We start from the raw sequence: 11,674 nt of genomic DNA, 5'->3' as shown, positions 1-11,674 counted from the left end.
AGATAATCATATGACAAAGATTACAACCAAAAATCCTGTTGTGTGTGCTATCAATTGGAATAGATTGCATGATGAGAAAGATCTTGAAGTATGGAATCGTTTAACTGGAAATTTTTGGTTACCTGAGAAAGTTCCTCTTTCTAATGATATTCCTTCATGGTCAAGTTTGACAGAGGAAGAACGTAAGCTGACGATTCGTGTTTTTACTGGATTAACTCTCCTAGATACGATTCAAAATACTGTAGGAGCCATTTCACTTATGGCTGACGCAATAACAGAGCACGAGGAAGCAGTATTGACGAATATTGCATTCATGGAAGCGGTTCATGCACGGTCTTATTCTTCTATTTTTTCAACCTTATGTTCGACGGTAGAGGTCGATGATGCGTTTAGGTGGTCAGAAGAAAATATTCATTTGCAAAAAAAGGCTAGATTAGTGCTTGAGCGTTATGAAGCGGATAATCCGCTAAAGAAAAAAATTGCTTCGACTCTGCTGGAAAGCTTTTTATTTTATTCTGGTTTTTATTTGCCCATGTATTGGGCCAGCCGTGCTAAATTGACCAATACAGCTGATCTCATTAGGCTTATCATCCGTGATGAGGCTGTACATGGTTATTATATAGGCTATAAATTTCAATTGGGGTTTGCAAAACTTGATGACGTTCAAAAGCAGGAAATTAAAGATTTTGCTTTTAACTTACTCTTTGACCTTTATAATATTGAATGCAAATATACTGAAGATCTTTATGATGCACTTGGATTGACAGAAGATGTTAAAGTTTTTCTTCATTATAATGCAAACAAGGCCTTAATGAATCTGGGTTTTGAAGCTCTTTTCCCTCCTGAGGTGTGCCGTGTTAATCCCGCTATTTTAGCAGCTTTGTCACCAAGCGCAGATGAAAATCATGACTTCTTTTCAGGGTCTGGCTCTTCTTATGTTATTGGTAAGGCGGTTGCTACCACAGACGATGATTGGGAATTTTAATGATTGCATACAAAAAGAAGTGCGCGGGGTATTCCACTTAAGTCTTTGCGCATTTCTAGACATTGGAAACCATTCTTTTCAAATAAGTCGCAGACTTCTTTTTCTTGAGAGCGACCGATTTCAACAGCAATATAGCCGTTGTCTTTTAGATATTTTTCTGCTTCAAGAGCGAGCTTTCGATAAAAATCAAGACCATCTTTCCCACCGATCAGTGCGCCCAATGGATCATATAGACGCACTTCCTTTGCAAGGTTTTTGATATCCGTTTCCGGAATATAGGGTGGATTGGAAATAATAAGATCAAATTGACCTGTGACAGAGTGAAACCAATCGCTAAGAAGAGGTGTAAAGCGGTGCATAACATCCGCATTCTTTGCATTTTTTGTGGCTGTTTTAAGGGCATCTTCAGAAATATCGACAGCTACGGCATAAGATTGGGGAATTTGTTTGAGAATCGCAATGGCAATAACGCCACTTCCTGTTCCCATATCAAGCAGTGTTGTTTTTCCTGATTTTTCACACTGTTTTTTGAGGAGAGGTAAAACAAGATCCACCAGTGTTTCTGTGTCGGGACGTGGTTCTAATGTATCTTGAGATAATGTGAAGGATATGCCATAGAATTCCCGTTTTCCGATAATACGGTAAACTGGTTCACCAGCAATACGTCGTTTGATAGCGTTTTCTAAGTGTATTCTTTGCTCAAAAGACAAACAAAGATCTGGTTGGAGAATTCTATCAGATGTATTTGTACCTGTTATCCATTCAACGAGTATTCTTGCATCAAGGTTGGCTTCAGAAACTCCTTGGATACGTAATTCTTCTTGAGTTTGTCGGATGATATTGTTGAGAGAATGTTTGGTCATCCATGATTGTCCATTTTCATAAGGAGTGCTGTCTGATGGTCGGATATGAGTGCATGAATAAGTTCATCAAGATCTCCTTCCAATACGCGGTCAAGCTTGTAAAGAGTGAGATTAATACGGTGATCCGTGATACGTCCTTGTGGAAAATTATAGGTACGAATTCGTTCTGAACGATCACCAGAACCGACTTGATTTTTACGGGAGGCTGAACGTTCACTTTCCGCTTTTTGTCGTTCGATATCGAACAAGCGCGCCCGTAGAATTTGAAGCGCCCGTGCTCGGTTTTGGTGTTGTGATTTTTCTGCTTGTACAACCATAATTCCCGTTGGAATATGCGTAATACGAACAGCTGAATCAGTTGTATTGACATGCTGTCCTCCTGCTCCAGAGGCGCGCATCGTATCAATACGAATATCTTCTGGACGAATTTCAATATCAATTTCTTCAGCCTCAGGAAGTACTGCAACGGTGGCAGCAGACGTATGGATACGTCCACCTGTTTCTGTTTCAGGTATGCGTTGCACACGATGAACACCTGATTCAAATTTTAGTTTAGAAAAGACACCTTTTCCTGAAATGGTTGCAATAATTTCTTTATATCCACCAACTTCCCCTTCATTAAGCGAAACGACTTCAACTTTCCAGTTATGAGAAGCGGCATAACGTTCATACATGCGAAAAAGATCACCGGCAAAAAGCGCTGCTTCTGATCCTCCTGTTCCTGCTCGAATTTCAATAATAGCACTTTTTTCATCAGCAACATCTTTAGGCAAAAGAAGAATTTGAAGTTCTTGCTCAAGTTGTTCCGTTTTCTGATATAATAATGGTAGCTCTTCTTGAGCAAGGTTACGCATTTCTATATCTGTTAGTTTATCACTGATCATAGTTTCGAGTTCTGTTATTTCTGTATGGAGAGCATTTAATGTTCGTATGAAGGTAACGATTGGCTGTAATTCTGCATATTCAGAAGCTAATTTTACATAAGTTTCAGCATTTGGATTTTTAGCCATTTGGCTTTCAATTATTTCAAAGCGTTTTTCAAGCTGTTTCATACGATCTTGTGGCAAAGAAACCATGATAATATTGGCCTAATTTGTTATAATACTTTTATTGTAATATTGATGATTGAGTATTTATAGCATCATATAAAAAGGAGTAATAAAGCAGAAAAACTTTCTTGCCAATGAAAACTGTAGGTTCTTAAGGAGAACTTGTGAAAAATTTGCTTTGCATGAAGAGATTTTTGATTATACGTGCGAAACCGTCACTTTAAAAACTGCGTTTTTTCCCATAAAGTTCAAGGCGATGGTGAATAATATCATAGCCAAGAGATTTAGCAATTTCCTCTTGCAGTTTTTCAATGATATCAGAATGAAATTCAATAACTTGCCCTGTTTCCACATCAATGAGATGATCATGGTGTTGCCCATCTGCTTGCTCAAAACGGGATGGTCCACCACTAAAAGTATGACGATGAATTGTCCCGTTTTCTTCTAATATTTTCATGGTTCTATAAACGGTCGAAAGCGAAACGCTAGAATCTATTTTGTGAGCGCGCTGAAAAATTTCAAACGCATTTGGATGATCATTTGTGTCGGCCAAAATATCAAGAATAATGCGTCTTTGACGTGTTACCCTTAGACCTGCGGTGCGTAATTCCTGCTCATAGTTTCGCTTTTTATTCATCTTCTTAATTGTTTGTTTTTCAAACGAAGGCGCCATGACAATGTTTGTATTTTTTCTCTGAACCACAAGGACAACGCTCATTACGTCCCACCTTTCCCCAAGTGGTTACATCGTTTGGATCACGGTCTTCTGGGTTAACAATTCTATTTTCTTGTGTTTGTGCCCACAGGATTGGAGCATTTTCTTTATCTTGATCATTTGGAACAGAGTTATCAGCATCTTCTTGCTCAAGGTTGAGTGGTTCTGTGGATTGCTGAACGATCTCGAAACGCATGAGTTTGGAAGTAACGATTCTGCGTAAATTTCTAAGCATGCTCTGGAAAAGTTCAAATGACTCCGTTTTATATTCGTTGAGGGGATCCCGTTGTGCATAACCACGGAAACCAACGACAGAACGTAAATGGTCTAAACTTACCAGATGTTCACGCCATAACATGTCAATGGTTTCAAGTAATATAGCTTTATGAAAATAAGCCATAATTTCTGGAGAGTAGCGTTCAGTACGTTCGTTTTCAAGTTTGGTAACAGCATCTGATATGCGTTCTAAAATTTGTTCTTCAGCAATTCCATCTTCTTTTGCCCATTCTTCTACTGGAAGCTCAAGATTGAAGAGTTGGTGAATTTCCCCTTGTAGTGCTTTCACATTCCATTTCTCAGAATATGTTCCAGATGGGACATAGGCTTCTACGAGATCTTCGACCACTTCATTGCGCATTTCAAGGATCATGTCTGTTAAATCATCTGCATTCATGACTTCCATACGCTGTTCAAAAATAACTTTGCGTTGGTCATTCATGACATCGTCATATTTTAACAAATTTTTACGAATTTCAAAATTTCGTGCTTCAACTTTTTTTTGCGCTTTCTCGAGGGCTTTATTAATCCATGGATGTATAATAGCTTCATCTTCCTTCAATCCAAGCTTTTGCAACATACCATCCATACGGTTGGAGCCGAAGATACGCATGAGATCATCTTGAAGAGAAAGAAAAAATTTGGAACGACCAGGATCGCCTTGACGACCAGAACGTCCACGCAGCTGGTTATCAATACGACGGCTTTCATGGCGTTCAGTAGCGATGACGTAAAGACCACCAGCAGCTAATGCCTTTTCTTTGAGTTGTTGAACATCTTTTTTAATTTCTTCAACTTTAGCTGTCCGCTCTGCTCCATCGGGCATATCCTGTAATTCTTGCCGGATACGCATTTCAACATTACCACCAAGCTGTATGTCAGTACCGCGACCAGCCATGTTGGTTGCAATGGTTAAAGCTCCAGGAACCCCTGCTTGCGCAATGATGTAGGCTTCTTGCTCATGATAGCGGGCATTTAAGACTCTAAAATCGGAAATACCCTCTTTGCGCAAACGTTCTGCTAATTGTTCTGATTTTTCAATAGAAGTTGTTCCAACAAGAATAGGCTGCCCTTTTTCATGTGCTTGACGGATATCACGCACAATAGCACGATATTTCTCTTCTGCTGTTCGATAGATTTCATCATCTTCATCACAACGTTGTACTGGTAAGTTTGTGGGAACTTCTACAACCTCAAGACCATAAATATTACTGAATTCTTCGGCTTCTGTTGCGGCAGTTCCAGTCATTCCCGACAATTTTCTATACATACGAAAATAATTTTGGAAAGTAATGGAAGCAAGAGTCTGATTTTCTGGTTGAATAGCAACATGCTCTTTAGCTTCTAGGGCTTGATGAAGCCCTTCAGAATAACGCCGTCCTGGCATCATACGACCTGTAAATTCATCAATGATGACAATTTCACCATTGCGAACAATATAATCTTTGTCACGGACAAATAACTTATGGGCTTTTAGAGCGTTATTGATATGATGGACGATAGCAACATTTTCTATGTCGTAAAGACTTTCACCTTTAAGATGTCCGGCTTGTTCGAGCATTCTTTCGATTTTTTCAGTACCGACTTCGGTAAAGGTTGTTGTTTTTTGTTTTTCGTCTATTTCATAGTCTTCTGGAGTCAATGCAGGAATAAATGTATCAATAAGGTTGTAGAAGTCGGTACGATCTTCTAGAGGACCAGAAATAATAAGGGGAGTCCTTGCTTCATCAATGAGGATCGAATCAACTTCATCAACAATTGCGTAATGATGTCCACGCTGGACCATTTGACTACGATCAAAAGCCATATTATCGCGCAGATAATCGAAACCCAGTTCATTATTTGTTGCATAGGTGATGTCGCATGCATAGGCTGCTCGGCGTGCTTCATTATCAAGATCATGAAGAATCACACCGGTTGTTAGCCCCAAAAAACTGAAGATTTTTCCCATTGTTTCAGCATCACGACTAGCAAGATAATCGTTTACCGTAACGACATGAACGCCTTTTCCTTCTAATGCATTGAGATAAATTGGCAGAGTTGCCATTAATGTTTTACCTTCACCGGTGCGCATTTCAGCGATACCGCAGTCATGAAGCACCATTCCACCAATTAGCTGTACATCAAAAGGACGCATATCATAAACACGTTTAGCCGCTTCACGAACAGTTGCAAAAGCTTCTGGTAGGAGTAAATCAACGGTTTCACCTTCCATAAGACGTTTACGAAACTCATCAGTTTTTTGGCAGAGTTGTGCATCGCTTAATTTCACGAATTGCTCTTCCAATGCATTAATTTGTACAACTTTTTGGCGAAGTAATTTGAGACGTCGCTCATGAGCTGAACCAAAAAATTTACGTGCAAAGACACCTAAACCGACCATCTCTGGCCCTTTCTCTTAATTGTTGTCACTTTTTTTGGGTAGTCCATATGCTATCCTCATACTCTGCAACCCCCAAGACATTTAATATAACTGGATGAAAAGGGTACAGTTATATTTGTTGGTGTGCAATTTTTCATTTTAATTGTAAAGTAGAGATAAGAGGCTAAGAGCACTGTGTCAACTTTAGTAATGCTGTTTAGTTGAGACAATACAAAGTAATTTAGGATATAATACGTCATTTTCCTATATTATTATGTTTTCTATGAGCACTAGATAGGGTAGAATAAACTAAGATGAAAGGACAAGTTTATTCTTTTTTAAATAAAATTACTGATTTATTTATCTACGTTTAGAGATTAGAATGTCACGGTCAAAGAAAATAAGAATCTTAAACCTGCCTTCATTTTTAAGGAGTATATTTATGAAATTCAACTTTATCACACTGTTTTTGGCATCAACCTTATTGACGAGCACAAGTTTAGGGGTGATAGCTCAAGAAAGTTTGAATTCACCGTCGAATGATTTAAAGACTTTGGAGAAAACTTCTGAAAAAACAGTTGCTCCTTCTCATGTTATGGCAGTTATTGATGGGAAGGATATTACAGCAGGGCAATTGGATGAGTTAGCGCTTGAAATAAATCCTAATTTAGGGCGTTTTCCTGATGAACAACGCCGTGTAATGGTGTTAAAAGCTTACTTAGATATGCAGGCGCTTGCTAAAGCAGCAAAGAACAAGGGTATCGATAAAACTGAAGCTTACGATAAACGTATGGCAGTTATGCGTGATAATGTTTTGCAGCAACTTTATTTTAAACAGACGATAGTTGACCAGATTTCTGATACTGATTTGGAAGCTCTTTATAATAAAGAAGTTGCGGCTTTACCCAAAGAAGATGAAGTTAAAGCACGTCATATTTTAGTTAAAACGAGAAAAGAAGCAGAGGCTGTTATTAAGCGTTTAAATAAGGGAGAAAGTTTTGAAGAGATTGCAAAAAAGAGTTCAACAGATGGTTCCGCCGCTGTTGGAGGCGATCTTGGTTATTTTAGTCATGGTCAAATGGTTAAGCCTTTCGAAGATGCTGCGTTTGGTTTGAAAGTTGGAGAATACACTACAAAGCCTGTTGAAAGCCCTTTTGGCTGGCATGTTATTAAGGTGGAAGATCGTCGTTTGAAACAACCTCCTGTATTTGATGATGTTAAAGAGGTATTGCGTACACAACTGATAAAAGAGCGCTACCAAAAACTGATTGTTGATTTGCGCAGCAAGATAGATGTGAAATATCCTGATCCTAATGTTATAAAACTTATGCAATCACTTAATCAAAATGGGACGCCACTTCCGGATGAAACATCTAATGAAGAAGACACGGAATAGTGAGGAAGCAGCGGATAGTATCTTTGCTGAGTGATCTGATAGATTAGTTTTATTCAAAAAGCTCAGCAGTTGTTTAGGAGAGATCATCTATCTATAATCGTTCATCTTATTTATTTTTATGGAAAGCATACAGTGGCTTTTAAAATATCTCCTTTATCTCCTCAAAACATACAGGATCTTCCGCCGTTATCTGGTGTGCGGATAGCAACAGCTGAAGCTGGGATTAAGTATAAAGATCGTATAGACCTTCTTTTCATCGTATTCGATAAACCAGCAAGTGTGGCTGGCGTTTTTACGCGTTCAAAATGCCCGTCTGCTCCTGTAGAACATTGCCGTGCTTCGCTTCCTCACGGGATTGCAAGGGGTGTTGTTGTTAATTCTGGGAACGCAAATGCTTTTACGGGACGTAAAGGAAGGCACACAACAAATGAAATCATGTGTGCAGCAGCGAGCGCTTTGAAGGTTAGAGAAAATGAAATTTTTATAGCTTCTACAGGTGTTATTGGTGAGCCAATGGATGCATCGGGTATTGTGAGTCTTTTACCAAGTATGGCACAGATAGCAGAAGAAGGGAATTGGTTGGAGGCTGCAAAAGCCATTATGACGACCGATACGTTTCCAAAACTTGCAACGTGCAGATTTGATTGTGGGGGGGAGACTGTTACTATTAATGGGATTGCAAAAGGTGCTGGTATGATTGCACCAGATATGGCAACGATGCTTTCTTTTGTCGTAAGTGATGCAAAAATTTCTTCGGATATACTTCAATCCATGTTATCTGAAGCGGTTCAGGGTTCTTTCAATTCGATTACTGTCGATAGCGATACCTCAACATCAGATACACTCATGGTGTTTGCGACAGGAAAAGAAAGTTTTCCCTGCCTTACTCATAAAACCGATCCGCGTTATGAGATATTTTTAAAGCACTTGAGCACGCTTTTGCATGAACTTGCATTACAAATTGTTTGTGATGGTGAAGGTGCTCGTCATTTAATTGAAGTTAATGTGACAGGTGCGACAACAGATAATGCTGCGAAGATTATTGCCCGATCAATTGCAAATTCACCACTTGTAAAAACAGCTATTGCCGGTGAAGACGCTAACTGGGGGAGAGTGGTTATGGCAATTGGTAAGGCAGGTGTTGAAGTCGATCGTGATCTATTGACTATTTGGTTTGGTGAACATCGTTTGGCTTTCAATGGCGAACGTGATCCTGAGTATTGTGAAGAGACAATAGACGCCTATATGCAAGGGAAACATATCGTAATTCGCGTTGATATTGGTCTAGGCAGTGGTAAGGCGACAGTTTGGTCTTGTGATTTGACGAAGGAGTACGTTATGATCAATAGCGATTACAGAAGCTAACTAGTGTACCATAAATTTGACATCGCATATCTGGATATTTTTTTAGAGGATGAAATGTTTTAATTCTTTCGTCTTAGAATAGAGGGGATTATAAGAAGAGATGGTTGTCTTTATCCCTTTTGGAAAGTTATATGCGTATGAAAAGTTCACTTCTTCTTGTTGTTGCATGCGCATTGTTAGATAAAGATAGTCGTATCTTGCTTACAGAACGTCCTCAAGGGAAGTCACTGGCTGGTTTATGGGAGTTTCCTGGTGGAAAGATTGAGCAAGGTGAAACTCCAGAAGCATCATTGGTTCGTGAGTTAGAAGAAGAGCTTGGTGTTCATGTTCAGCCAGGTGATTTGTTACCCTTAACATTTGCAAGCCATAGCTACGAAACATTTCATCTTTTAATGCCATTGTATCTTTGTTCTCATTATGAGGGTATTGCGCAAGGACGAGAGGGACAAAATTTGAAATGGGTTTTTATTGATGATCTTGATAAATATCCTATGCCTGATGCTGATAAACCATTGATTCAAATATTAAAAAAAATCCTTCTTTAATAAGTCTGTGAGAAGAAAATATTGTGTGCAGATCAGAGGTGTGTATTTTATAAACATTGATGATGGGGAAGAGTCAAAAGGATTTTTTTGCTTAATAAACTGTTCACTCATTATTATAATATATATTAAAATCAACATATTGATTTATAATCATAAATTATCCTTTTTGTATTAAACTATTTACCTTAATGCTGCACTATTTTATTGTTTTAAAGGCTCTTTCTCTAAATAAAAAAAATATTCGAAAACAAGTCAATAGAGGGATCAGTATATTAGTTTTAGAAAAAGATATAACCATAAAGGTAGAAGTTATTGCATGGTTTATTCGCTTCTTTTTTTGTATAGCGTTACAGATTTCAAAAGTATGCAAAGCAATATTTTGAAATAATAAAGGATATGCATTATATTATGGTTTATTTTCTCGTATTCTATAATAGAATATAAGGCCTTCATAAACATCAGCATGCTGCTATATTATTCATCCGCATATTTATTAAAAGAATTTTACCTTATGTTCATTTTATCTCTTAGCATTATCGATGCATGTATAATACAAATACACGGATAGTTGCTATTTTTATGTTTGTAAAATTATAAGTTAATTTTATCATATTTTTTTACCCTTAAATATTATACATGCTCTTATATTTTAACAGTTTATGAGTCATCTATTTTATTTGTCTGACCGCTACTTTTCAAATTACACGCAAACCTATTTACTAAACTGCCATGGAACAATTTTTTTATTCAAGATGAGGATGTGTGGAACAGTAACCAATATCAAGAGATCTAATTCAAGCTATATAATGATATTTTATGTTTAATATCAATATATTATATGTAAAATACGATGACTTTAATGAAAACTACTCAGGAAACTGGCTGACAAATTTTTTCAATATCCGAAAAACAGTGAATGTTGATAAAAATTTTGAACAAATGCTATTGTCAAAACATTAATAGAGAAAGTTGGTAAAAGAGGATGCGTTCTGTAGAGTGCACGTTGGAAAATCTTATTCTCTAACCTCTATTTGCACGTCCAACACTTTAAAAAACACACAAAATCAAAAAACTTTATGTATAAAAAAGTACAATACTCTTAAATATCAAAGTTTAGGAAATGACTGAGCAATGCATCGCATTTGATATAAATTCAATTTATGAAAGTGTTCTCACGTCGATACGAAGCAAACAGCTAACAATAGCCCACATCATTATATTCATGTAAAAGCATGCACTATATTCCCAGCGTGGGACGGCGTCTTTCTATGGGATATCGTTGATATTTTTGAGCAATACGTGTAACTGCTTTTTCCAGTGGTTCGACCATAACATCCATAGAGGAACCATTTGCATGAATGATATTTTCATGATCAACCATAATAGCGACATGACCTTTCCAGAAAATCAAATCACCTCGTTGAAGTTTATCATTGTCTGAGAGTTGATTTCCTATAGTTTTTTGTTGCATGTCAGTATCGCGTAAAACCACTTGACCAGCCATGATCATAGAAAGCTGGACCAGTCCTGAGCAATCAACTCCAAAACCACTGGTTCCACCCCAAAGGTAAGGTGTATGGATCAACATTTCAGCAACCGTAACATAATCTTTATACACTTGGCCAATCGGACTGAGATGACTGCTAATGATTGCTTTCCCGCTTTCAAGTATAGAATACTTGGTTTCACGGACTTCAACTTCGTTAACAACGTTTACCTTACTTCCTATGGATAAAGGACATTCCACTGGCCCACGCAAGTCAGCTTGCAAATATAGAAAAGTACGGGGGGCTGAAACAACATGTGTTTGTTTTACGGTTGATGTACAAAGCGCTTTTGTATCAATATAGCCAACATAACCATCTTTGAGAGATTGTCCCCACGACATAACGTTCCCGTGTTCAAAGATACGAAGTTCTTCTCCCAATAAGCACTCTGTCTGCATTTCACTTTTTTTATTATTTTCTTTAAACAGTCCAGCAACAGGTACATTAACGCGTCTTATTTCACCTTGCACAAAACGCTGAGCTTTAACTTCTTTTTCAAGACGTTTGTCTGCTATATCATCTCTGAATGCATTTAATCTCCGATCTTTAGAGAACATTTTTTTATCCTTCA

General features: G+C 37.8%; 9 protein-coding genes. 4 read left to right on the top strand and 5 right to left on the bottom strand.

Annotation, left to right across the window (positions count from 1 at the left end; all coding sequences use genetic code 11):
• Nucleotides 1–10 precede the first annotated feature (10 nt).
• Nucleotides 11–985 carry a class 1b ribonucleoside-diphosphate reductase subunit beta gene (nrdF, locus tag J7R13_RS05330; protein WP_208432677.1) on the top strand — a complete coding sequence of 325 codons (975 nt, stop codon included), beginning with the start codon at nt 11–13 and terminating at the stop codon, nt 983–985.
• Here nrdF and prmC read toward each other — a convergent pair.
• The 4 genes from prmC to secA all read right to left on the bottom strand — a co-directional run bounded on the left by prmC (nt 982) and on the right by secA (nt 6,271).
• Nucleotides 982–1,848 (bottom strand): peptide chain release factor N(5)-glutamine methyltransferase, encoded by an 867-nt coding sequence (gene prmC / locus J7R13_RS05325; protein ID WP_208437788.1) that lies wholly within the window; start codon nt 1,846–1,848, stop codon nt 982–984. The genes nrdF and prmC overlap by 4 nt on opposite strands.
• The gene (gene prfA / locus J7R13_RS05320) at nt 1,845–2,924 is read right to left on the bottom strand and encodes a peptide chain release factor 1 (RefSeq protein WP_208437787.1); all 1,080 of its coding nucleotides are present in this window, start codon (nt 2,922–2,924) and stop codon (nt 1,845–1,847) included. The genes prmC and prfA overlap by 4 nt, the downstream gene beginning before the upstream one ends.
• A gap of 193 nt (nt 2,925–3,117) precedes the next feature.
• Complete coding sequence (locus tag J7R13_RS05315; protein WP_004858594.1) at nt 3,118–3,615, bottom strand: Fur family transcriptional regulator; 498 nt, start codon at nt 3,613–3,615, stop codon at nt 3,118–3,120.
• On the bottom strand, nt 3,554–6,271 hold the full coding sequence (gene secA, locus J7R13_RS05310) for a preprotein translocase subunit SecA (RefSeq protein ID WP_208437786.1): 2,718 nt from the start codon (nt 6,269–6,271) through the stop codon (nt 3,554–3,556). Before secA ends, J7R13_RS05315 begins: the two co-directional genes overlap by 62 nt.
• A gap of 421 nt (nt 6,272–6,692) precedes the next feature.
• Between secA and J7R13_RS05305 the strand changes: the two genes are divergently transcribed.
• The 3 genes from J7R13_RS05305 to mutT all read left to right on the top strand — a co-directional run bounded on the left by J7R13_RS05305 (nt 6,693) and on the right by mutT (nt 9,556).
• Nucleotides 6,693–7,646, top strand: a complete 954-nt coding sequence (locus tag J7R13_RS05305; protein ID WP_208437785.1) for a peptidylprolyl isomerase — start codon at nt 6,693–6,695, stop codon at nt 7,644–7,646.
• 132 nt (nt 7,647–7,778) lie between these two features.
• The gene (gene argJ, locus J7R13_RS05300; protein WP_208437784.1) at nt 7,779–9,011 is read left to right on the top strand and encodes a bifunctional glutamate N-acetyltransferase/amino-acid acetyltransferase ArgJ; all 1,233 of its coding nucleotides are present in this window, start codon (nt 7,779–7,781) and stop codon (nt 9,009–9,011) included.
• Between the two features lie 131 nt (nt 9,012–9,142).
• A complete protein-coding gene (mutT, locus tag J7R13_RS05295; protein ID WP_208437783.1) occupies nt 9,143–9,556 on the top strand; it encodes an 8-oxo-dGTP diphosphatase MutT in 414 nt (137 codons plus the stop codon).
• Between the two features lie 1,237 nt (nt 9,557–10,793).
• Here the strand turns inward: mutT and J7R13_RS05290 are convergent.
• A complete protein-coding gene (locus J7R13_RS05290) occupies nt 10,794–11,660 on the bottom strand; it encodes a C40 family peptidase (protein WP_208437782.1) in 867 nt (288 codons plus the stop codon).
• Between the last annotated feature and the right edge of the window lie 14 nt (nt 11,661–11,674).

It is taken from the genome of Bartonella taylorii 8TBB (genome assembly GCF_902825155.1).
Classification (GTDB): domain Bacteria; phylum Pseudomonadota; class Alphaproteobacteria; order Rhizobiales; family Rhizobiaceae; genus Bartonella; species Bartonella taylorii_A.
Note: the sequence above shows the minus strand (reverse complement) of the source record. Positions and strands in the feature narration are given on the sequence as shown.